The sequence below is a fragment of the Microbacterium galbinum genome (genome assembly GCF_023101185.1).
Classification (GTDB): Bacteria; Actinomycetota; Actinomycetes; order Actinomycetales; family Microbacteriaceae; genus Microbacterium; species Microbacterium galbinum.
This window is the reverse complement of sequence record NZ_CP078077.1, coordinates 301,170-323,411: the sequence shown is the minus strand read 5'-3', so window position 1 is coordinate 323,411 and position 22,242 is coordinate 301,170. Positions and strand designations below refer to the sequence as shown.

Sequence of the window (22,242 nt, the reverse complement as noted above, 5' to 3'; positions counted from 1 at the left end):
CGGTCGGATGCCCCGGCATCGGCGACACGCCGACGACACGCCGAGGAGCAGTTTCCACAGGAATCCGAATGTCGGATGCCCGGCGTAGCGTGCGACCTGTGGATGGATCTCTCACAGGTGCCTCCCAGCCGCGATTTCTCGCGGTTCGGGAGCCCTGCGCCCGCCCCTCCGCCTGTGGAAGAAACGGTGGAGAACCTGTGTTGTATCTGGGGAGAGCGGTGGAAAAACTACACGAATGTAACTACTACCCCTTGTGGTCACTCAGAGTGTCCGTCCCTATATGTAGTATTGAACTCCCGGCGGAGGACTGCCGGCCACACAACGATTCTGAGGGGAAACAGATGTCGATCACGGTCTACACCAAGCCTTCCTGCGTCCAGTGCAACGCGACCTACCGCGCCCTGGATGCCAAGGGCATCGAGTACGAGATCCACGACCTGTCGGAGGACCCGACGGCCCTGGAGCAGGTCAAGGCGCTGGGCTACATGCAGGCGCCGGTCGTCGTCACCGACGAGGACCACTGGTCGGGCTTCCGTCCCGACAAGATCGACGAGCTCGCGACCCGTCTGGCCTGATCGGGCAGCCGCGCAGCGGGGTGAGAGAGCGAATCGACGCATGAACGCCATCGCGACCGCAGCACCGCTCCTCGTCTACTTCTCGAGCGTGTCCGGAAACACGGCGCGCTTCATCGAGAAACTGGGCCTTCCCGCCCGACGTATCCCGCTCCACCGGAACGACGGAGAGCTCGTCATCGACGAGCCCTACGTTCTGGTCACCCCGACCTATGGCGGGGGCGAGGGGCGAGGCGTCGAGCGGGGCGCCGTGCCCAAGCAGGTGATCCGGTTCCTCAACGACGAGCGCAACCGTCGTCACATCCGCGGAGTGATCTCCGCAGGCAACACCAACTTCGGCGAGGCATTCTGCCTCGCCGGCGACATCATCAGCCGCAAGTGCCACGTGCCTCACTTGTATCGGCTAGAAATCTTCGGCACACAGGACGACGTGGATCGCGTCAGCGACGGATTGGAACGAGTGTGGGCAGCGCAGTTGACGAGCAGACCGTGACACAGCAGGCGGCGTTCAAGATGAACCAGGCGTACGAGGGGCTGGACTACCACGCCCTGAACGCGATGCTGAACCTCTACGACGCGAACGGCAAGATCCAGTTCGACGCCGACAAGCGTGCGGCGCGGGAGTACTTCCTGCAGCACGTCAACCAGAACACGGTCTTCTTCCACTCCCTCAAGGAGCGCCTCGACTACCTGGTCGAGAAGGAGTACTACGAGCCGGCCGTGATCGAGCAGTACTCGCTCGAGTTCATCCAGAAGCTCAACGACCTCGCTTACGGCAAGAAGTTCCGCTTCGAGACGTTCCTCGGCGCCTTCAAGTACTACACGAGCTACACGCTCAAGACGTTCGACGGCAAGCGCTACCTCGAGCGCTTCGAGGACCGCGTCGTCATGACCGCCCTCGGACTCGCCGACGGTGACGAGAAGCTCGCCGTCGCCCTGGTGGAGGAGATCATCTCCGGCCGTTTCCAGCCGGCGACGCCGACGTTCCTCAACGCGGGCAAGGCGCAGCGCGGCGAGCTCGTCAGCTGCTTCCTGCTGCGCATCGAAGACAACATGGAGTCGATCGCCCGCGGCATCAACTCGGCGCTGCAGCTCTCCAAGCGCGGCGGCGGCGTGGCGCTGCTGCTCTCGAACATCCGTGAGGCCGGCGCCCCGATCAAGCAGATCGAGAACCAGTCCTCGGGCATCATCCCCGTGATGAAGCTGCTCGAAGACAGCTTCAGCTACGCCAACCAGCTCGGTGCCCGTCAGGGCGCGGGTGCGGTGTACCTCAACGCGCACCACCCCGACATCATGCGGTTCCTCGACACCAAGCGCGAGAACGCCGACGAGAAGATCCGCATCAAGACCCTCTCGCTGGGTGTCGTCGTTCCCGACATCACCTTCGAGCTCGCCAAGAACGGCGAGGACATGTACCTCTTCTCGCCGTACGACGTCGAGAAGGTCTACGGCGTGCCCTTCGGTGACATCTCGGTCACCGAAAAGTACCGCGAGATGGTCGACGACTCGCGCATCAAGAAGACCAAGATCAACGCGCGCGAGTTCTTCCAGACCGTCGCCGAGATCCAGTTCGAGTCGGGCTACCCGTACATCATGTTCGAGGACACGGTGAACAAGGCCAACCCGATCAAGGGCCGCATCAACATGTCGAACCTCTGCAGCGAGATCCTGCAGGTGAACACGCCGACCACGTACAACGACGACCTGTCGTACGACCAGATCGGCAAGGACATCTCCTGCAACCTCGGCTCGATGAACATCGCGCTGTCGATGGATGCCGACGACCTCGGTCAGACCGTCGAGACGGCGATCCGTGCGCTCAGCGCGGTGAGCGACCAGAGCCACATCCGCTCGGTCCGTTCGATCGAAGACGGCAACGACCGCTCGCACGCCATCGGCCTCGGCCAGATGAACCTGCACGGCTACCTCGCTCGCGAGCACGTCTACTACGGCTCCGAAGAGGGCATCGACTTCACGAACATCTACTTCTACACGGTGCTGTTCCACGCGCTGCGCGCCTCGAACAACCTCGCGATCGAGCGCAAGCAGGCGTTCGACGGCTTCGAGGACTCGACGTACGCCTCGGGCGCGTTCTTCGACAAGTACATCGACCAGGAGTGGGTTCCGGCGACCGAGAAGGTCAAGGAGCTCTTCGCGGGCAAGCACATCCCGACGCAGGCCGACTGGGTGGCGCTGAAGGCGTCCATCCAGGAGCACGGCATCTACAACCAGAACCTGCAGGCGGTGCCGCCGACCGGCTCGATCTCGTACATCAACAACTCGACGTCGTCGATCCACCCGATCGCGTCGAAGATCGAGATCCGCAAGGAAGGCAAGCTCGGTCGCGTCTACTACCCGGCGGCGTTCATGACGAACGACAACCTGGAGTACTACCAGGACGCCTACGAGATCGGCTACGAGAAGGTCATCGACACGTACGCCGCGGCGACGCAGCACGTCGACCAGGGCCTGTCGCTGACGCTGTTCTTCAAGGACACCGCCACGACGCGCGACATCAACAAGGCGCAGATCTACGCATGGCGCAAGGGCATCAAGACGATCTACTACATCCGTCTGCGTCAGATGGCGCTCGAGGGCACCGACATGACCGAGTGCGTCTCCTGCATGCTCTGACCCGTCACTGATTATCGAGAAACGACGAACATGACTCCTCACCCTCCGCTCAAGCTGGTCGACAGCGTGCAGGCGATCAACTGGAACCGCATCGAAGACGACAAGGACCTCGAGGTCTGGAACCGTCTGGTGAACAACTTCTGGCTGCCCGAGAAGGTGCCGCTGTCGAACGACATCCAGTCGTGGAACACGCTCACCCCCGAGGAGCAGCTGCTGACGATGCGCGTCTTCACGGGTCTCACGCTGCTCGACACGATCCAGGGAACCGTGGGCGCAGTGTCGCTCATCCCCGACTCGATCACCCCGCACGAAGAGGCGGTGTACACCAACATCGCGTTCATGGAGTCGGTGCACGCGAAGAGCTACTCCTCGATCTTCTCGACGCTCGCGTCGACGAAGGAGATCGACGAGGCGTTCCGGTGGTCGACCGAGAATCCGAACCTTCAGAAGAAGGCTCAGATCATCATGGACTACTACCAGGGCGACGACCCGCTCAAGCGCAAGATCGCCTCGACCCTGCTCGAGTCGTTCCTGTTCTACTCGGGCTTCTACCTGCCGATCTACTGGTCGTCGAAGGCGAAGCTGACGAACACGGCCGACCTCATCCGCCTCATCATCCGTGACGAGGCCGTGCACGGCTACTACATCGGCTACAAGTTCCAGAAGGGTCTCGAGAACGAGACCCAGGAGCGCCGCGACGAGCTGAAGGACTACACCTTCTCGCTCCTCTACGAGCTCTACGACAACGAGGTGCAGTACACGCAGGACCTCTACGACGGCGTCGGGCTGACCGAGGACGTCAAGAAGTTCCTGCACTACAACGCCAACAAGGCACTCATGAACCTCGGCTACGAGGCGATGTTCCCGTCGACGGTCACGAACGTGAACCCGGCGATCCTGTCGGCCCTGTCGCCGAACGCCGACGAGAACCACGACTTCTTCTCGGGTTCGGGTTCCTCCTACGTCATCGGCAAGGCCGAGGCGACGGAAGACGACGACTGGGACTTCTGAGGTCCTGTCAGCGGGGCGGTCCGCTCGGCGATCATCTCGCCTGATCGGTTCCGGCGCGCTCGTGATCGGTTCAGGCGCGCTCGCCGGCAAGGCGAGCGCGCCGCTCCTCCTCGCGTTTCGAGTAGGTGGCGGCGCGGATCGAATCGTCCGACTCCAAACCGGTGCCCAGTGCCCCGCCGAGCGTCGCGGCCGACGCGACGAACCAGGTGAGCAAGAACAGGTCGGGAAGCTCGACGGCGCGACCGAGGGCGTCGCTCATCACCGCCGTATCGAGGACGAAGAGGGCCCAGGCGAGGTTCACGGCGTACAGGGCCAGATAGCAGATGACGATCCCCACGGTCAGAGTCAGAATCGTCGAGGTGTTGTAGAGCCGGGATCTCTCCCGCGACGCGGGCGAGTCGTCCTCGGGGCGGTCCCAGAGCTCGCCGTCGATCACGATCCAGGCGATGAGGATAGCGATGGAGGCGACCATCGCCGCCGCCAGACGCCAGCCCGACAGGGAGATCGCGAGCGACCATACCGTCGGTTCGATCGTCGCCACGGCGCCAGTCGCCAGGGCCGCAACCAATGCCGACTTGAGTCCCGCGGCGAGCATCCACGGGCGGTTCGCCAGCACCATGGCCATGAGCAGGCGCCCGCGGGCGCTGATCCGGGGGAGCGGCAGGCGCTGATCCTCGCGCGTGGCGGGTTCGGCCATCTCATCCATGAGCCCTCGCACGGCGTGGCGTGCTCGCGCCTGTACCCGCACGCCGCCCAGAGCGGGCAGTGACAGCACCGCGGACCGGCGCCGCGCGTCGATCGCCGCCAGCAGATAGCGGCCGTCGTCGGCGCGCAGCGGGAGCTCGGTGACACCGACGACGAGATCCCACCCGTTCTGCTCGGCGTGCTCGCCGAGTCGAGCCACGGCGACGTCGACATCTTCGGATCCGAGGGTGAACGGTTCGCTGACGACTTCGACCGTCCAGCCGACGGCCTCGGCGGTGATCGGCGGCGCGAGGTCGGTCATCCGACGAGCCACGGCCGTGGGCGAAGCCGGATCTGCGACGAGCCCTACGCGCAACGGCTCCATTTCCGAAACATACACCCGCATCGCGCCCGGGCGGCAAGACTGAATCAACGTTCAAAGTAAATTGCGGATGACGTGTGGCGCACATCTCGCATTCGACACTTCCTGTCCAATAGGGTGAGCTGACCGAAATATCGCGGGGGATTCGAAAGAACGCGATGTGCCGGTGGTGCGCGCATCGGTATCCGACAGATGCGCGTAATGATCGGGCCGTTCCGGCGTCTCTTGAAGGGGAGGCGTTGATGGGACGCTGCCCACCTTTACCCAGGGGAGAGCGCTTGTGAGCGTCAAGAAACTGTCGGCGTTCGCCGGCGCAGCAGCACTGTTGGCCATATTGTTCACGGGAGTCGCGGCGGTTCCGGCATCCGCCGCTCCGATCGAGTCCAGTTGCGGGTACGCCAACCCGGACGGGGGCGGGAAGTTCCCCGACTCGATCTGTTGGCTCGACTTCGCCGGTTACGACTCCACCGTCGGTTTGACCGCCGAGGGGCAGCAGTTCGAGATGTCGCTGGGGGCGTACGACGTCTCTTACACCGTGACCGAGCGCCCGGTAGCCGGGTGGAGCACCCGCGCGGTCACCGCGCAGCCGGCCAACGCCGGTCCATTCGTGATGGGTGTTCCCGGGTACTACAACGGCATCCCGGGTCAGCCGTTCCTCTACTCGTCGTCGGGAGCACTGTACGGCGCGGTGCAGATCAACGTCACCAACTTCCAGGTTTCGCTGAACGGCACCCCCGTGACGGGCTACGACCTCGTCACGGCGGCGCCGGAGACGACGGATGCCGTGACCGGCAACCTGGGAGAGTTCGTCTACTGGTCTGCCAACACTCCTCTCACGCTGATCGACAGCCACGCCCCGATCACCAGTGGGGGCGCGTGCGCGATACCGCTCAACGGAAACGGCACGACCGCGGTGCAGTGCAACCCCGGTGTCGCGGGTAGCCCGTCGGCCTACGGGTCGATCCTCGCCGCCCCGTCGGCGACCTCGATCACCGGATCGCTCTTCATGTACGCACGCGGTGAGCGCGAAGGCCTCGCCTTCGGCATCCGCACCGCCAGCGTCTCGGTCGACAAGCAGGTCGCCAGCCGCGTCGACCCCACCGACTCGTTTGACCTGAGTGTCGCATCGAGCGAGGGTCCGCTTCTGGCATCCGCCTCGACGGGCGACTCCGACTCGGCGTCGACCGACGTCGTGCCGGTGATCCCGAGCGGTCCGCTCACGCTCTCCGAAGCGTCGACCGCGGGCTCTGCGAGCCCGGTGGATTACTACGACGCCGACTGGGCGTGCACCAACGCGAATGCGACCAGCACCACCGAGCTGCCGGAGGGCGCGGGCGCGAGCCAGCAGCTCGCCCTGGTCGCCGGTGACGCGGTCAGCTGCACGGTCACGAACACCGCTAAGGCGGCGTCGCTCGGCCTCGTGAAGACCGTGAGCCCGACCACCGCGGTCGCGGGCGACACGGTCGTCTACGACTTCGCCGTCACGAACGACGGCGACCTGCCGGTCGACGGTCTCGCGATCGACGAGACGGCCTTCTCGGGTACGGGCGAGCTCGGCGAGATCGTGTGCCCCGTCACCGAACTCGCCGTCGGCGAGAGCACCACGTGCCAGGCGCCCTACGAGATCACGCAGGCCGATGTCGACGCCGGTGGTGTGAGCAACGAGGCCGTCGCGACGGCGCTGATCGCCGACACCACGGTGTCGTCGGCATCCGCTGCGTCCACCGCGCTCGTCGCGGTCGAGGGTGAATCCGCCCTCGCCGTGACCAAGACGGCATCGGTATCGACCGCCGCGGTCGGCGACGACGTTCTCTACACGCTCACCGCGACGAACGCCGGCGCCGTGACCCTCTCCGATGTCACGCTGACGGACACCGACTTCTCGGGATCGGCTCCGCTGGGTGACCTCGAGTGCGACACGACCGCACCCGTGACGCTCGCCCCCGGCGATGTGCTCACCTGCACCGTGTCGTACGAGGTGCGCGCCGCCGACGTCGGAACGCTGACCAACGGTGCCGCGGGTTCCGCGGTGGACCCCGATGAGAACCTCCTCACCGGATCGGCATCCGCGGCCGTGACCGTCACCGTGCCGGCTGCTGCCGCCGTCGGAGGGAACGCGGCCGGCCAGGCAGGCGCCGGCCTGGCCCTCACCGGAGGCGACCTGCCCTGGTACGCCGTCGGCTTCGGTCTGATGCTGCTGCTCGCCGGAGCAGCGACGATGGCCGTGCGCCGCGCGCGCCGCAGCTGATCCGCAACCGACACCCGGCGCAGCACGGGGCGGGCTTGATCCTAAGCTTGTCCCGTGCTGCGCCGTCCGCTCTTCTGGGGAGTCGTCCTCCTCGCCGCCGCCCTCGCGGCGACCCTGGCCGGCGACGACCTGAGCTTCTTCCCGTTCCTCCTGATGCTGGTGGGCGGGTGGTGCTTCGGCTTCGCCTTCGTGGGCCTCACGCTGCGGATGCCGAATCGCACGGGCGTTCCCCTTCACATCGGGGTCGCCGTGGTGCTGGCCGCGCTGATGATCGTCGTGGTCGAGTTCGCCGGGCCCTGGCTCGCGACGCTCTCCGAGCCGGTGCGCGCGGTCGTGGTGGTACTGCAGATGGCCGCGATCCCGGCGGCGGGATGGATCTGGCTCGGGCTGCTCTCGCGCGTGACCTCGGTGATGAGCCGTCGAGATGCCGCGAAGCGTCCGGCTCCGGTTCTCCGCACCTGGGAGCGTGCGCCGAGCGGCGACGGCTCGGAGCTGCGCGTCGACGCGGTCGAGATGCGCATGCGCGCCCTCACGCTGGCGATCGTCGGGATGATCCTGCCGGCCGGGCTCGTGGCGTTCGTGCTGATGGTCGTCTTCGACGACCTCGCGATGAGGCTCGGCCCGCGCATCGTGATCATCGCGCTGGGCCTGCTCGTCGGCTTGCCGGTGTATTTCGTGTTCACCGCCTGTGCGCGGCGTCGGTCCGTTCCCACCGTCATCGAGTTCGGGAACGACGAGCTGCGCCTCACGGTCGGCTCGGTGCACCATCGCGTCCCCTATCGCGACCTCGACCGCCTGCTGTGGAGGCCACGCAGCGACTATGCGCGCATCGAGGTGCGCGCCGAAGGCGTCGACCTGTCGCTCCTCCTGGGGCTCGTCACACCTCCGCGCGGTGTGGAGCGCGGGCTGCCGGGTCTGCCGAAGCGCGCGTTCCGTCGGCTGGAGCTCGCAGGTCTCTCGGTGGATCGATCGCGTCGCGACGAGGTCGTCACGTTCAGTCGGCCGGATACGCGCTCGTCTTCAGCGCCCGGGCGAGATGCGCGGCGTTCCGCGACGCCGTCGTGATCGTCTCCACGACCTTCTCCGGCGTCTCGTCGAGGTCCTTGTAGTCGACGCCCTGCATCGCTTCACCGTTCCAGTAGACCGACGCCTGCGCGGGGATCGTGTACCCGACGTCGTTGAGCGACTGGAAGAGGATCGCGGCGATGTGGTGCGCGCCGTCCTCGTTGCCCACGATCCCGGCGATCGCGACCTTGTCGAACAGGATCGGGCGCCCCTCGGCATCCGTCTCGGCGAGTTCGGCGTCGAGGCGCTCGAGCACCCGCTGGGCGACGCTCGAGTGCTGCCCCATCCACGTCGGGGTCACGAGCACAAGGATGTCGGCGCCGAGCACCTTCTCGCGGATGGCGGGCCACTCGTCGCCGTCGCCCATGTCGGTCTCGACGCCCGGCTTCACGGCGAGGTCGACGGCGCGCACCAGATCACCGGTGACGCCGTGGTCGGCGAGAGCGTCGAGGATCTGCGTGGCGAGCAGGTCGGAGCTCGAGTCGGCGGGGGAGGGCTTGAGCGTGCAGGTGATGGCGAGTGCGGTGAGCGCGGTATCCATGATGACGAGTAGAGCAGCGGATGCCGCGCGCGCGAAGGGGCTTCCGCGGATCGGTGCCCTGCGCTACGCGCGGTAGGCTGGAGAGGCGGCCGCTACGACAGGAGATCCCGTGATCCTCAGCTTCATCTTCTTCCTGATCCTCTTCCTCGGAGGGATCTACCTCATGGCCTTCGCGCAGACCGCCGAGGACTACCAGGCGATCATCTTCGTCGCGGGTCTCCTGATCACGATGCTGTCGCTCGCCTTCATGATGCGCGAGCGCGGCTCGGCCACGCGGCGCTCGAAGAACTGGTCGGGCCCCTCCACCGACTGATCACGGCCAGCGCCGGCGCCCTCACGTCCTGCGCGACAACCGCATCTCGAGGTTCGCGCGCACGGCCGGCCACTCCGGCTCGATGATCGAATACTCGACGCTGTCGCGGAGTGCACCGTTGCGGTAGCGAGATATCGCGCGCATCACGCCGTCCTGCTTGGCCCCGAGGCGTTCGATCGCCGCACGGGACTGGAAGTTGACCCACTGGGTCGTGAGTCCGACGCGGAAGACGCCGAGCGTCTCGAAGGCGTGGCGCAGGAGCAGCAGCTTCGACTCCGCGTTCGTGCCGGTACCGTGGGCGGAGGGGCGGTTCCACGTGTACCCGATGTGCAGGCGGGGCACGTCCTCGGCGATGTCATAGTACGAGGTCATGCCGAGCACGCGACCGGTCGCATCGACGGCGACGAAGGGGATCATCTCGCCCTTCGCGCAGTGATCGAGCCGCCGATCGATCTCTGCGGCGACCCCGTCGGGTGCGGGTACCGAGGTGTACCAGGCCGTCTGCCAGAGGTCGCCCTCTTCGACGGCTTCGATGAGGGAGTCGCGGTACGACGCGTCGAGCGGACGCAGTTCGACGAGGTGGCCGGTGAGCGTGACGGGCGCGGGGGGAACGAGAAAAGCCATGCGGCCATTCAACCAGCGCGGCGCTGTCGTTCACTCGCGCGGGCGAGGAGCGCCTGGTAGGCGATCACCAGTTCGACCGTGACGTCGAGCTCGAACGCGAGGCTCGCCGGGTGCGGCCCACGGAGGTTCTCGGCGGCGGCGTAGGCCTGCGGGGAGATCAGGAGGCGTGCGGCCCAGGCATCGGCCTGGCGCTCCTGGCGAGCGCGCAGGCGCGCGTGCGTCGTCGGCGCGTGACGGAGCGTGGCGTGCCCGAGTTCGTGGGCCAGGACGCTGCGGGTGGTGCGGGCGCTCATGCCGGGGGTGACGCGGATGATGCTGTGCGCGGGGTCGAAGCCGCCACGCGTGGGGCCGGCGCGTTCGACGATGTGCAGCCCGCGCTCCTCGGCGAGGCGGAGGAGCTGCGGGTCCATGTCGTTCCTACGAATAGAGGTCGTCGGTATCGCGATCGTGCGGCAGGGGAGAGCCGAAGGCGACTTCAGGGACATCCTGGCCGAGGGGTGCGACATCGGGGCGGCGGTGCAGGGGAGTGATCGTCGCCGGAGCGCTCGCGATGTCGGCGCTCAGGCGCTCTTCGGCGCGCGCGAGCACGAGGTGCGGAGCCACGTTGATGATCGCGCAGACCGTGTAGACGACCGGGACGGGGATGGCGCGTTTGCCGGTGACGTAGTTGTCGAGCGCGCTCCGCGCGACTCCCGCATCGCGCGCCATGGCGGCGATGCTGCTTCCTGCGGCGGCGATCTCGGCCCGCAGCTGACGGCCGACGGCCGCGTTGAACAGCTCCGCTGATGTCTTCACACGAGTCACGATAGCACCGTGATGGATGCAGTATGCCGTCATATTGGACACATGCCGTGTTGCGTGTCGCCAATCGGGAGGATACTGTCTACGTGTGACGGCAGATGATCGACAATTGGTGGCATCCGCGATCGTCTCCGCCCTGCGTGAGAGTCAGCGTTCGAAGAGATGGCTCGCGGAGCACTCCGGAATCGCCTACTCCACCCTACGTCGCAAGCTCGACGCGCAGGCCGACATCAGCGTCGTCGACCTCGCGCGCATCGCCGAGGCGCTGGATCGTTCGCCGGCATCCCTCCTCCCCGACCTGCGCTCGGGTCGCTGACCGCTGACCGCCGACCGCTGATCACTGACGCGGGTGCCCGCCGCCGCGATATCGTGGCGCCATGAAGACCGTGCCTTTCGGAACCACCACCGCACCCGCCGTCGTCGCCGGGATGATGCGCATCGACGACAAGGACGACGCCCACATCCGGGCCCTGTACGACACGGCGCGCGCCGCCGGGATCGACTTCTTCGATCACGCCGACATCTACGGCGGACGCATGCACCACTGCGAGTCCCGGTTCGCCGCTGCTCTGCGTCTCACCGCCGCCGAGCGCGACGAGATCGTGCTGCAGACCAAGTGCGGCATCGTGCCCGACAAGGGGATGTTCGACTTCTCGTACGAGCACATCGTCGCGCAGGTCGAGGGATCTCTGCGTTCGCTGCGCACCGACCGCCTCGACGTGCTGCTGCTGCACCGCCCGGACGCGCTGGTCGAACCCGAGGAGGTCGCGCGCGCGTTCGACGAGCTCGAAGCCTCGGGCAAGGTGCGCGCATTCGGGGTGTCGAACCACACGCCGCGCCAGATCGACCTGCTGCGCACCGCGGTGCGCCAGCCCCTCGTCGCGAACCAGTTGCAGCTCTCGATCACGCACGCCCCGATCATCGCCCAGCCGATCGCGATGAACATGGCGGCCGAGGACCAGAGCATCGTGCGCGACGGCGGCGGGATCATCGAGTACTGCCGCATCAACGGCATCACGATCCAGGCGTGGTCGCCGTTCCAGGGCGGCTTCTTCACCGGCGTCTTCCTCGGCAACCCGCAGTACGCCGAGCTGAACGCGGTCATCGACCGGCTCGCCGCCGCGCACGGCGTGACGCCGATCGCGATCGCGACGGCGTGGATCGTCCGTCACCCGGCGCGCATGCAGGTCGTCCTCGGCACCACGACGCCCGAGCGGGTGACGGATGCCGCGGCCGGGGCGGATGTCGAACTCACCCGTGAGGAGTGGTACGAGCTGTTCCGGGCTGCCGGGCACCTGCTTCCCTGATCTACTCTGAGTTCATGCCGTTCCTGTTCACGATCATCACTCTCGCGCTGACGATCGGCGCGGTGGTCGACATCGTGCGGCGCGAGGACTCGCAGGTGCGGTTCCTGCCCCGCCTCGTCTGGCTGATCGTGGTGATCCTGCTGCCCCTCCTCGGAGCCCTGCTGTGGTTCGGCCTCGGTCGGGATTACGGCGACGCGGGGATCGCGATCCCGCGTCTGCGGAGGGCTCCTCGCACGGCCCCGTCGACGGGCACCGCGGCACCCCCGGCGCCGCCCCGCGACATCCGCACGACCGAGCAGCAGATCGCCGACCTCGATCGCGAGATCGAGGAATGGCGCCTGCGCGAGGAGATCGAGAAGCGCAAGCGAGATGCCGGCGAATCCGGCGGGGAAGGCCTCTGACATGGCGAAACGGGCCGTCATCGGCGGCGGGAGTGGATTCGTCGGCACGGCGCTGACGCGGGCGCTCGAGGCCGACGGATACGCGGTGAGCGTGATCGGCCGCCACGGCCCGGACGCCCGCTGGGACGACCCCGCGTCGATCCGGCGCGTCGTCGACGGCGCGGACCTGGTCATCGGCCTCGCGGGCAAGAGCATCAACGCGCGGTTCACCGATCGCAATCGCGAGGAGATCCTCCAGTCGCGCATCGACACGACCCGCGCGCTCCACGACGCCATCGCGGGAGCCGAGCGTCCGCCCGCCGTCTGGATGAACGCCTCCAGCGCGGCGGTCTACCGCTACGCGCTCGATTGCGCTCAGACCGAGGCCGACACCGAGCGCGACACCGGCTTCCTGCCGGACGTGACCCGGGCCTGGGAAGCCGAGCTGTTCCGGGGCGATCTGCCGTCGACGAGGCGGGTGGCGCTGCGGATCACCTTCGTGGTCGGCGACGGTCCCGCGCCGGCACTGCTCTTCCGCCTCGCTCGCTTCGGCGTCGGCGGGCCGCAGTTCGACGGCTGGTGGTTCCCGCACCGGCGCTATCGCGGCATCGGCCCGCACCCGACCGAGCCGCGGAAGCCGCTCGGACGGCGATCCCGCGGGCATCAGCGGTTCAGCTGGATCCACATCGACGACCTCGTGGGCGCCGTGCGGTTCATCCGCGACGACGCGCGCGTCTCGGGTCCGGTGAACATGTCGGCGCCGGGCGTCGTGGACAACCGCGGACTGATGCGGGCGCTGCGTCGTGTCGTCGGGATGCCGATCGGGCTGCCCTCGTGGCGGTTCATGCTCGAGCCGGCGATGTGGGTGCTGCGCGCCGAGCCGGATCTGGTGCTCAACAGTCGGTGGATCGCTCCCAGAGTGCTCGAGGACGCAGGCTACGCCTTCGCCTTCCCCGAGCTGGAGCCGGCGCTGCGCGACGTGCGCGAGAAGGATTCACGGACCGCGCCCTCGAGCTCCGGATAGGCGAAGGCGAACCCGGCGGTCGTGAGCCTCTCGGGGATGACCCAGCGGCTCTTCAGGACCAGTTCGGTCTCGGTGCGGATGCCGATGGCGCCGAGTTCGAGCATCCATCGGGGGAGCGGGGGCCCGAAGCCGACGCCGAGCACTCGGCGCACGGTGGCCATGAACCCGGCGTTGTCGGAGGGGTTCGGGGAGGCCGCGTTCACCGGGCCCTCGATCGAGGGGGTGACCTCGAGGAAGTCGATGATCCGGGCCACGTCGTCGACGTGCACCCAGCTGAACCTCTGCGTGCCGTGGAGTGCTCCCGAAAAGTGCCCGGTTCCGGCGGCGCGGCGCGCCCGGCTGACGGGCCAGCGTCCGTCGTGCTGTGCGCCGCCCAGCCCGAGTCTCGCCAGGCGTTCGAGCGGACCGAGCACACCGCCGTGGCCGAGCACGATGGCGCTGCGCAGTGCGACCCGTCGGGTGTGCGGCAGATCGTCGGCGAACAAAGCGCGTTCCCAGGCCTTCGCCACGTCCACGGAGAAACCGGCGCCGAGATCCCCGGACGACTCGGTCATCGGTCGATCCTCGGCATGGCGGTAGATCGTCGCCGTCGAGGAGTTGATCCACAGGGGCGGCGGGTCCGTCGCGTCGGCGATGGCCGAGCTCAGCGACGCGGTGGTGTCGAGCCGCGACCGGAAGATCTCGGCGCGGTTCTCGGGCGTGTATCGGCAGTTCACGCTCTTGCCGGCCAAACCGATCACGAGCGACGCGCCGTCGACGGCGCGATCGATCGCGCGCTGCTCGCCCCAGGAGATGTCGGCTCCCGATCGCGAGATCGTGATGACCTCGCGTCCGGCGGACCGCAGGCGCGGGACGAGGTGCCTGCCCATGAATCCCGAGGAGCCGCCGATGACGACGGGGCCCGCGGGGAGGGGCGTGGCATCGGTCACGGGGTCTCGCTCTCGATCACGTAGTCGAAGTAGCCCGTGTACTCGTAGACGCGACCGAGGAGTGGCGCGTCGATGGTCATGTTCACGTGGTGCTGCTGCCGGTCTTCGTCCCAGCGCTCGACGAGGCCGATGCGCGGGCGCAGGAAGCGCGGAGCGGCGATGCGCAGCCGCCCGAACCGCATCCCGACACGTCGGATGGTGAGCACGACCGCGCCGTCGTGAACGTCGAGGTCGAAGGTCGTCACGACGGTGCGGTGCGGGCCGATCTCGTTGCGGAGGACGCGATTCTCGCCGAGGGCGACCGTGTCGGGCATGACCCAGGTGCGGCCGGGGAGGTCGAAGTACCGCACCGCGACGGCCGTGCCGCCGATCGTGCGGTTCTCGATGCGGAAGGGCACGTCGCGCTCCCACCCGGCGAACGCGACGCCCAGGGACTCGGCGATGCGGAAGACCGGCCACAGCCAGCGATGCGGGGACCCGGCTCGGGTGAAGACCCCGGTGCCGATGCCGACCTGACCATCGGGGATCGTGCGGAAGTACCAGGCGGTCTTCGGGTGGAGCTCGGAGATGCGATCTCCGAGCGCGCGCTCATACGGTGAACTCATCGGGTTCTCATTGACACGTATCGTTCGACGTTGGCGGGGGAGAGCACCTCGCGGGCGACCATGATCGCCGCGCCCAGCACCGCGGCGCGCTCCCCGGTCGGGGACTGCACGATGGCGAGATGCTGGGTGGCGAGGGGGATCGAGCGGCGGTAGACGACCTCGCGGACACCGGCCAGCAGGTGCTCGCCCGCTCGAGCGATGCTGCCGCCGAGCACGACGATCGAGGGGTTGAGCAGGTTCACGACCGTGGCGAGCACCTCGCCGACGTCGCGCCCTGCCTGGCGCAGCGCTTCGATCGCCGCGGTGTTCCCCGCCCGCACCAGCTCGGTCACGTCTCGGCTGGTCTCGGCGTCGATCCCCTGCGCGCGCAGTGACGCGGCGATCGCGCTGCCGCTGGCGAGGTCCTCGAGGTCTCGCTCCTCATCGGCGGCGTGCGTGGACTCGGCGGAGTGCGGCACGCGGACGTGCCCCATGTCGCCGGCCGAGCCCTGCGCGCCGCGCTGCAGCTGGCCGCCCGCGATGATGCCGGCGCCGATGCCGGTGGCGACCTTGACGAAGATGAGATCGGTGGTGTCGGGGAAGCTGGTGGTCTGCTCGCCGAGGGCGAGCACGTTCACGTCGTTGTCGACGAGCACCGGCACGTCGAACGTGCGCTGCACGTACCCGGGGATGTCGAAGCGGTCCCATCCCGGCATGATCGGCGGGTTGTAGGGGCGGCCGGTCGAGTGCTCGACCGGGCCGGGCACGCCGATCCCGACGCCGACGAGCGCGCTCGTGGGCGTCTCGAGGTTGGAGAGAAGGGCCTCGGCCTCGACGAGCATCCGATCGAGCACCGGCTCGGGCCCGCCGGCGATGTCGAGCGGATGCGTGGTGGAGCCGAGGATCCTGCCGCCGAGGTCGGCGATGGCGATCGTGGCGTGTGAGGCGCCGAGGTCGACGGCCAGCACGAGGCCCGCGCGCGGGTTGAAGGCGACGCGCGACGGGGGTCGCCCGCCGGTGGACGCGGCCTCGCCCGCGGCGACGAGCAGTCCGGCGGAGAGGAGGGCATCGACGCGCGCCGACACGGTGGAACGGGCGAGGCCGGTGAGGTGCACGAGGTCGGCCTTGGTGCGCGCCTGACCGTCCAGCAGGAGCTGGAAGATGTCGCCCGCGCCCGTGGAGGCGTTCGGGAGGTGGCGTTCCGCATCACTCATAGGGGTCAGTAAATCACAGGACTTCCATTGCTCAGCGGAGGAGATCTGACGATGGAGAAAAATCTTTTGACGAAGATCTAGCAAAAGTAGGAGGACTCGTGTCAGAATCATCGACATGACAACGGACGTCACAGCTACCGGCGTCGGGACGATCCGATCCGGATTCCTCGGCGGAGGATTCATGGCCCAGGTGCACAGCCGCGCAGCACGCGCCGCCGGTGCCACCACCGCAGTGCTCGCGAGCTCCTCGCGGGAGCGGGCCCTCACCGCCGCTCAGGACCTCGGGATCGAACGCGCCGCCGAGGATCTCGCCGAACTGCTCACCCAGGACGTGGACGTGGTGCACGTGTGCACCCCCAACGCCACCCACGCCGCCTTCGCCCTCGCGGTGATCGAGGCCGGCGTGCACGTGATCTGCGAGAAGCCGCTCGCCACGCACGTCGACGACGCCCGCGCGCTCGCCGCCGCAGCCGCCGAGCGCGGTGTGGTCGCCGTGGTGCCCTTCGTCTACCGGTACCACCCGATGGTGCGCGAGGCCCGCGCCCGCGTCGCCGCCGGTGAGATCGGAGATCTCCTCACGGTGGACTGCGGATACCTGCAGGACTGGATGCTCCTGCCCGGTGACGACGATTGGCGCGTCACCTCCGCCGACGGCGGACCCTCCCGCGCCTTCGCCGACATCGGCTCGCACCTGTGCGACCTGCTCGAGTTCGTCGCGGGGGAGCGGATCGTGCGCCTCACCGCCCGCACGCGCCGCGTCTACGCCGAGCGCGCCGGGCGCGCCGTCACCAACGAGGATGCCGTGTCGATCCTCGTCGAGATGGAGTCGGGCGCGATCGGCACGCTGCTGATCTCGCAGATGGCCGCCGGCCGCAAGAACTCCCTCACCCTCGAACTCCACGGTGCGCAGGCCAGCATCCGCTTCGACCAGGAACGCCCGGAGGAGCTGTGGATCGGCGAGCGCGAGGGCAGCAGGCACCTCTTCCGCGACCCGCAGACCGCTCACCCCGGAGTCGCCCGGTTCTCGACCGTTCCCGCCGGTCACGCGCAGGGCTATCAGGACGCCTTCAACGGCTTCGTCGCCGACGCCTACGCGGCGATCCGCGGTGAGTCACCCGACGGCCTACCCACCTTCGACGACGGTGTGCGCGCCGCTCAGCTCACCGAGGCCGTGCTGATCGCCGCCGACGAGCAGCGCTGGGTCGACACCCCCGCACTCTGACCCCCGGTGCATGCACCTCTCCTGATTCAACGCAGAACAGAAGGAACACAGATGACTGACAACTTCGACCTCGTGATCGTCGGCACCGGTCCGAACGGCGCGATCATCGCGCAGCAGGTGCACCAGCAGGTGCCCGAGGCGACGATCCTGGTGCTCGAGGCCGGTCGCGAGATCACCTCGGTGCCGGGCGAGCACCTCGTCGAGGCCGATGAGAGCGCGATGAACGCCTCGTACGACGACCTCATGCGCCGCGCGCGCCAGATCGAGTACGTCAAGGACGCGGTCTCGATGAGCGCGATCGAGGGCGACGGATGGGACCCCGAGTCCTCGGGTGTGTTCCCCGCCGCGTTCTTCGGGCACAACTTCGCCGCTTTCCCGGGGGCGTCCGTCGCCTGGAACATCGGCGGGATGGGCGTGCACTGGACCGCCGCGACCCCCTGGCCCTACGCAGAGGAGATCCCCGCCTTCCTGCCGCGCACGGAATGGGACGCCGACCTCGAGACGGCGCGCGGTCTGCTGCGCACCTACGTCGGGCCCCTCGTCGCGGGCGTGCCGAACCCGTTCGAGCAGCCGCTGTTCGCCGCTCTCCGCGAGGCCGTGCCGAGCCCCGATCCCGCCCGCGAGTTCGGGTACATGCCGATGGGCGGCGTGCCGCGCGTCGGCGAGCCCTTCGCCCGCACCGGCCCCCGGGACATCGCGCCCTTCGTCTTCGACGGCAGCGAGCCGAACGTCACGCTCCGCAGCGGCGTGCTGGTGCACCGCATCGAGCACGACGGAACGCGCGTCACCGGACTCTCCTACCGCGACCTCGTCACCGGCGAGGAAGCGACCGCCCACGGCGCGCAGGTGCTGATCGCGGGCGACGCGCTGCGCACCCCGCAGCTGCTCTGGGCCTCCGGCATCCGCCCCACCGCCCTCGGCGCCTACCTCAACGAGCACGCGACGATCGACGGCGAGGTCGACATCGACGCCTCCCGCTTCGGGCTGACGGATGCCGACATCCTCCAGCCGCCCGCGGGGGAGCCGTTCATCGGCTCGTTCTGGAGCCCGTCGATCGGCGCCGCCCGCCCCGCGCACGGCCAGCTCATGGAGCGCGAGTTCGAGGGGCGCCACAAGCTCAGCGTCGGATGGTACTGCGCCACCGAGATCCGCGCCGAGAACCGCATCGAGTTCTCCGACGAGCTGACGGATGCCCTCGGCATGCCGCACATGACCGTGCACTTCTCGTACTCCGACGCCGACCTCGAGGAGATCCGCCGCACCCAGGAGGTGCAGCGGACGGCAGCGGCCGTGATCGGGGACTTCCCGACCGAGGACCGCGAGGTGCAGCCCCCCGGGGCATCCCTGCACTACACCGGCACCGTCCGGATGGGGCCCGATGACGACGGCACGAGCGTCGTGGACACGGACGGCCGTGTCTGGGGCTTCGACAACCTGTATCTCGCCGGCAACGGCGTGATCCCGACCGCGTTGACGTGCAACTCGACGCTCACCGGAGCCACGCTCTCGGTGCGCATCGCGCGCGCGGTCGCCGCTTCCCTCTGACCCTGCAGTACCCCTACCCACCAAGGAGATGATCGCGATGCACTTCCACACCACTTCGCGACGCCGGGCGACGATGCTCGGAATCGCGCTGGTCACGTCCGGCGCCCTGCTGCTCACCGGCTGCGGCCGCGGCGGCGACAGCGGCGGCGGCGATGCCGGCGCTTCCACGAAGGTCGACGACGAGCCGGCCACCGGAACCCTCGAGATCTGGACGCAGGGCGCCGACGGCGCCGAACTGCCCCAGATGTTCGAGGAGTTCACGAAGGACAACCCCGACGTCGAGATCAACATGACGCAGATCCCGGAAGCGGAGTTCGCATCGAAGATGACCGCGGCGATCACCGCGGGCACCGTGCCCGACCTGATCTACGCGTTCACCGAGACGCAGTCGTCGCTGATCTCGACCGGTGGATTCGACGCCGTGCCCGACGGCCTCGTCGACCCGGACGACTTCTTCGAGGTCATCTGGGACAACTCGGTCTACGACGACGTGGCCTACGGCGTGCCGTGGTACGCCTACGCCGACATGGTCATCTACCGCACCGACCTGGCCGAGGCCGCGGGTGCCGAGGCCCCCACCGACTGGGACAGTCTGCGCACCTTCGGTGAGGACCTCAAGGCCTCCGGTGTCGAGTGGCCGCTCGCGCTCTACGCGGCCTACGACTCGTACACCGCCCGTCAGCTGCTGACCTTCGCGAAGCAGAACGGCGGCGGGTTCATCTCCGACGACCTCTCGACGTGGACGATCAACTCGCCCGAGAACGTCGAGGCGCTCGAGTACTGGGCGGGCCTGATGGCCGACGGCCTGGCCTCGCCCGACGGCCCCGCCTTCCTCGACACGGTCTCGTGGTCGACCACCGGCAAGAACGCCGCGATCATCGACGGCGGCCCCTGGTTCGTCGGCTGGTTCGACGATGCCAACGGCGAGGGCTGGGCGGACGAGCACCTCTCGCTCGCCACGATGCCCGTCGGCCCCGACGGCGACGCCGCGACCACGGTCGGCGGCGGCAGCTGGTTCGTGCCCTCGGACTCCGAGAACAAGGACGCGGCGTGGAAGTTCGCCCGCTTCATGTCGGAGCCCGAGAGCCAGGTCAAGTGGTTCGAGATCTTCAAGAACATGCCGGCCGTGAAGTCGGCGTGGGAGGACCCGGCGCTCGCCGGGGACCGTCTGCTGCAGACGGTCGAGGCCGGTCTCGAGACCGGCGTCACCCTGCCGAAGGTCTCGACCTGGAGCCAGGTCGGCACCGTGATCGGTGAGCAGATGGAGAAGGTCGTCCGCGGCGGAGTGTCGGCGCAGGACGCTCTCGACGAGGCTCAGGCGCAGGCCGAGTCCATCGGGACGGGTAACTGACCCCGATCATGTCCACCACTGCGACCCGCACCATGGTCACCTCGGGGGCGTCCTCGCGACGCCCCCGGGGCACCGGTCCTCGACGGATCAGGAAGGTGCACGAGGGATCGCGGGCCGAAGCCACCACCGCGTGGCTGTTCCTCGCCCCGTTCCTCGCGATCTTCCTGCTCTTCACCGGCATCCCCGCCGTGCTCGCGATCGGGGCGAGCCTGACCGACATCAGCGCCCGTGACATCCGCGATCCGTTCAATGTGAACTTCACGGGCTTCCAGGGCTTCATCGACATCATCAACAACCCCGGATTCCAGAGCGCGTTCCTGAACACCGTGATGTTCGTGGTGATCTGCGTGCCGATCAGCATGGCCCTGGGCCTCGCCCTGGCGCTCATGCTCAACAACGGCATCCGTCGCCTGCGCAACTTCTTCCGGGCCGCGGCCTACGTGCCGGTGATCACCAACATCGTCGCCGCCGCCGTGATCTGGCAGTACGCGTTCTCGATCACCGGGCCGGTGAACACGACCCTCACGGATCTGGGACTCGGAGCGCCGAACTGGCTCGGCGAGCCGGGCTGGGCCATCACCACCGTCGTGATGATGGGCGTGTGGCGCACGACCGGAACCTGCATGATCCTCTTCCTCGCCGGCCTCCAGGCCGTGCCGGAGGAGATCTACGAGGCCGCGGCCACCGACGGGGCGGGTGCCTGGCGCCGGCTCTGGTCGATCACGCTGCCGCTGCTGCGCCCGACGACCCTGCTCGTCACGGTGCTGCAGACGGTCTCGTTCCTCAACATCTTCGAAGAGCCGTACCTGCTCACCAAGGGCGGCCCGCTCGGATCCACCAAGTCGATCGCCGTCTGGGTGTACGAGCAGTTCGGGTTCGGCAACGTCTCCGCCTCGATGGCGGGATCGGTGCTGCTGCTCGTGCTCGTCGGAATCGTCGCGATCGTCCAGTTCAGAATCCTGAGGCCGAAACATTGAAAACTCTGTCTCCGACGCGTCAAGCGCTGAACTACACGGCGCTCACCGTCATCACCGTCTTCATGCTCCTGCCCTTCGTCTGGGTGTTCTTCGGATCGTTCAAGACGCAGGCCGAGTTCCTCGGCAACCCGGGGGCGTGGTTCCCGGAGTCGTTCCAGATCCAGAACTACATCCAGCTGTTCGCCGACCGCGGTTTCGGCACCTACATGCTCAACAGCATCGTGGTCTCGAGCGTCGCGATCGTGGGCAACGTGCTCTTCAGCGCGATGGCCGGGTATGCGCTCGCGAAGCTGCGCTTCCGCGGACGCGGCCTCGTGTTCCCGCTCGTGATCGCATCGATGATCGTGCCGTACGTGGCGCTCTTCGTGCCGCAGTTCGTGATCGTCGTGCAGATGGGCCTGGTGAACTCGCTCATCGCGATCATCCTGCCGGTGCTCGTGCTGCCGCTGTGCGTGTTCATCATGCGCCAGTTCGCGCACGGCGTGCCGTTCGAGCTCATGGAGGCCGCGCGTCTGGACGGCGCGGGGGAGGGCCGGATCTTCTTCCGGGTCTTCCTGCCGCTCACCGGTCCCGGCCTCGCGACCGTCGCGATCCTGTCGTTCCTCACCTCGTGGAACAACTTCCTCTGGCCGCTCGTCGTCGCCCAGTCGCAGGACACCTACACCGCGCCGGTCGGACTCTCGGTCGCGTCGCAGGCATCCAACACCATCTCCTTCGGTCTGCTGCTGGCCGGTGCGATGGTCGTGCTGCTGCCGATCCTCATCCTGTTCCTCTTCCTGCAGAAGTACTTCATCCAGGGCGTCGCCGCCACCGGTCTGAAGTGACCGCCGCGTC

The 22,242-nt window shown here is 67.9% G+C and carries 24 protein-coding genes; 16 read left to right on the top strand and 8 right to left on the bottom strand.

Annotated elements, in window-relative coordinates; genetic code table 11:
* Positions 1-341 precede the first annotated feature (341 nt).
* From nrdH to nrdF, 4 genes are read left to right on the top strand one after another with little or no spacing between them, the layout of a single operon-like run.
* Complete coding sequence (nrdH, locus tag KV396_RS01620; protein WP_247624938.1) at positions 342-575, top strand: glutaredoxin-like protein NrdH; 234 nt, start codon at positions 342-344, stop codon at positions 573-575.
* A gap of 40 nt (positions 576-615) precedes the next feature.
* A complete protein-coding gene (nrdI, locus tag KV396_RS01615) occupies positions 616-1,065 on the top strand; it encodes a class Ib ribonucleoside-diphosphate reductase assembly flavoprotein NrdI (RefSeq protein ID WP_247624937.1) in 450 nt (149 codons plus the stop codon).
* A gap of 20 nt (positions 1,066-1,085) precedes the next feature.
* Complete coding sequence (gene nrdE, locus KV396_RS01610) at positions 1,086-3,206, top strand: class 1b ribonucleoside-diphosphate reductase subunit alpha (protein WP_247625269.1); 2,121 nt, start codon at positions 1,086-1,088, stop codon at positions 3,204-3,206.
* Positions 3,207-3,236: 30 nt separating this feature from the next.
* Entirely contained in the window at positions 3,237-4,217 is a 981-nt protein-coding gene (gene nrdF, locus KV396_RS01605; RefSeq protein WP_247624936.1) for a class 1b ribonucleoside-diphosphate reductase subunit beta, read from the top strand.
* A 70-nt stretch (positions 4,218-4,287) separates the two neighbouring features.
* On the opposite strand, the gene KV396_RS01600 is transcribed toward nrdF, so the two are convergent.
* Positions 4,288-5,223 (bottom strand): hypothetical protein, encoded by a 936-nt coding sequence (locus tag KV396_RS01600; protein WP_247956629.1) that lies wholly within the window; start codon positions 5,221-5,223, stop codon positions 4,288-4,290.
* 340 nt (positions 5,224-5,563) lie between these two features.
* On the opposite strand from KV396_RS01600, the gene KV396_RS01595 reads away from it, so the two are divergent.
* Positions 5,564-7,531, top strand: coding sequence for a DUF7507 domain-containing protein (locus KV396_RS01595; RefSeq protein ID WP_247956628.1), 1,968 nt, complete (start codon positions 5,564-5,566; stop codon positions 7,529-7,531).
* A 54-nt stretch (positions 7,532-7,585) separates the two neighbouring features.
* On the top strand, positions 7,586-8,596 hold the full coding sequence (locus KV396_RS01590) for a hypothetical protein (RefSeq protein WP_247956627.1): 1,011 nt from the start codon (positions 7,586-7,588) through the stop codon (positions 8,594-8,596).
* Here the strand turns inward: KV396_RS01590 and KV396_RS01585 are convergent.
* Complete coding sequence (locus tag KV396_RS01585) at positions 8,526-9,137, bottom strand: flavodoxin family protein (protein WP_247956626.1); 612 nt, start codon at positions 9,135-9,137, stop codon at positions 8,526-8,528. The genes KV396_RS01590 and KV396_RS01585 overlap by 71 nt on opposite strands.
* A 109-nt stretch (positions 9,138-9,246) precedes the next feature.
* Here KV396_RS01585 and KV396_RS01580 point away from each other — a divergent pair, with 109 nt between their 5' ends.
* Positions 9,247-9,450 carry a hypothetical protein gene (locus KV396_RS01580; protein ID WP_247624931.1) on the top strand — a complete coding sequence of 68 codons (204 nt, stop codon included), beginning with the start codon at positions 9,247-9,249 and terminating at the stop codon, positions 9,448-9,450.
* Positions 9,451-9,471: 21 nt separating this feature from the next.
* Here KV396_RS01580 and KV396_RS01575 read toward each other — a convergent pair whose 3' ends face one another.
* The 3 genes from KV396_RS01575 to KV396_RS01565 are packed head-to-tail and all read right to left on the bottom strand — an operon-like array spanning position 9,472 to position 10,869.
* Positions 9,472-10,074, bottom strand: a complete 603-nt coding sequence (locus tag KV396_RS01575; RefSeq protein ID WP_247956625.1) for a GNAT family N-acetyltransferase — start codon at positions 10,072-10,074, stop codon at positions 9,472-9,474.
* 8 nt (positions 10,075-10,082) lie between these two features.
* Positions 10,083-10,484: an ImmA/IrrE family metallo-endopeptidase gene (locus KV396_RS01570; RefSeq protein WP_247634251.1), complete on the bottom strand. Its 402-nt coding sequence runs from the start codon at positions 10,482-10,484 to the stop codon at positions 10,083-10,085.
* 7 nt (positions 10,485-10,491) lie between these two features.
* Entirely contained in the window at positions 10,492-10,869 is a 378-nt protein-coding gene (locus KV396_RS01565; protein WP_247624928.1) for an XRE family transcriptional regulator, read from the bottom strand.
* A gap of 118 nt (positions 10,870-10,987) precedes the next feature.
* On the opposite strand from KV396_RS01565, the gene KV396_RS01560 reads away from it, so the two are divergent.
* The 4 genes from KV396_RS01560 to KV396_RS01545 all read left to right on the top strand — a co-directional run bounded on the left by KV396_RS01560 (position 10,988) and on the right by KV396_RS01545 (position 13,586).
* Complete coding sequence (locus KV396_RS01560; protein ID WP_247956624.1) at positions 10,988-11,191, top strand: XRE family transcriptional regulator; 204 nt, start codon at positions 10,988-10,990, stop codon at positions 11,189-11,191.
* 61 nt (positions 11,192-11,252) lie between these two features.
* Positions 11,253-12,182: an aldo/keto reductase gene (locus KV396_RS01555; RefSeq protein WP_247634252.1), complete on the top strand. Its 930-nt coding sequence runs from the start codon at positions 11,253-11,255 to the stop codon at positions 12,180-12,182.
* Between the two features lie 14 nt (positions 12,183-12,196).
* Positions 12,197-12,583, top strand: a complete 387-nt coding sequence (locus KV396_RS01550) for a PLDc N-terminal domain-containing protein (protein ID WP_247634253.1) — start codon at positions 12,197-12,199, stop codon at positions 12,581-12,583.
* A 1-nt stretch (position 12,584) separates the two neighbouring features.
* Positions 12,585-13,586 (top strand): epimerase, encoded by a 1,002-nt coding sequence (locus KV396_RS01545; protein WP_247956623.1) that lies wholly within the window; start codon positions 12,585-12,587, stop codon positions 13,584-13,586.
* Here KV396_RS01545 and KV396_RS01540 read toward each other — a convergent pair.
* Genes KV396_RS01540 through KV396_RS01530 form a run of 3 tightly spaced genes read right to left on the bottom strand, consistent with a single transcriptional unit; the run spans position 13,499 to position 16,313 of the window.
* Complete coding sequence (locus KV396_RS01540; protein ID WP_247957549.1) at positions 13,499-14,455, bottom strand: epimerase; 957 nt, start codon at positions 14,453-14,455, stop codon at positions 13,499-13,501. The genes KV396_RS01545 and KV396_RS01540 overlap by 88 nt on opposite strands.
* Before the next feature lie 56 nt (positions 14,456-14,511).
* The gene (locus KV396_RS01535) at positions 14,512-15,120 is read right to left on the bottom strand and encodes a DUF4166 domain-containing protein (RefSeq protein WP_247956622.1); all 609 of its coding nucleotides are present in this window, start codon (positions 15,118-15,120) and stop codon (positions 14,512-14,514) included.
* Entirely contained in the window at positions 15,117-16,313 is a 1,197-nt protein-coding gene (locus KV396_RS01530) for an ROK family transcriptional regulator (RefSeq protein WP_247956621.1), read from the bottom strand. Before KV396_RS01530 ends, KV396_RS01535 begins: the two co-directional genes overlap by 4 nt.
* 115 nt (positions 16,314-16,428) lie before the next feature.
* Between KV396_RS01530 and KV396_RS01525 the strand changes: the two genes are divergently transcribed.
* From KV396_RS01525 to KV396_RS01505, 5 genes are read left to right on the top strand one after another with little or no spacing between them, the layout of a single operon-like run.
* Positions 16,429-17,535 (top strand): Gfo/Idh/MocA family protein, encoded by a 1,107-nt coding sequence (locus KV396_RS01525; RefSeq protein WP_247956620.1) that lies wholly within the window; start codon positions 16,429-16,431, stop codon positions 17,533-17,535.
* 51 nt (positions 17,536-17,586) lie between these two features.
* Positions 17,587-19,080 carry a GMC oxidoreductase gene (locus KV396_RS01520; RefSeq protein WP_247956619.1) on the top strand — a complete coding sequence of 498 codons (1,494 nt, stop codon included), beginning with the start codon at positions 17,587-17,589 and terminating at the stop codon, positions 19,078-19,080.
* Positions 19,081-19,108: 28 nt separating this feature from the next.
* Positions 19,109-20,431 (top strand): sugar ABC transporter substrate-binding protein, encoded by a 1,323-nt coding sequence (locus KV396_RS01515; protein WP_247956618.1) that lies wholly within the window; start codon positions 19,109-19,111, stop codon positions 20,429-20,431.
* A gap of 8 nt (positions 20,432-20,439) precedes the next feature.
* Positions 20,440-21,408: a carbohydrate ABC transporter permease gene (locus KV396_RS01510; RefSeq protein ID WP_247634260.1), complete on the top strand. Its 969-nt coding sequence runs from the start codon at positions 20,440-20,442 to the stop codon at positions 21,406-21,408.
* Positions 21,405-22,232 (top strand): carbohydrate ABC transporter permease, encoded by an 828-nt coding sequence (locus KV396_RS01505; protein ID WP_247624917.1) that lies wholly within the window; start codon positions 21,405-21,407, stop codon positions 22,230-22,232. The genes KV396_RS01510 and KV396_RS01505 overlap by 4 nt, the downstream gene beginning before the upstream one ends.
* Positions 22,233-22,242: the final 10 nt, after the last annotated feature.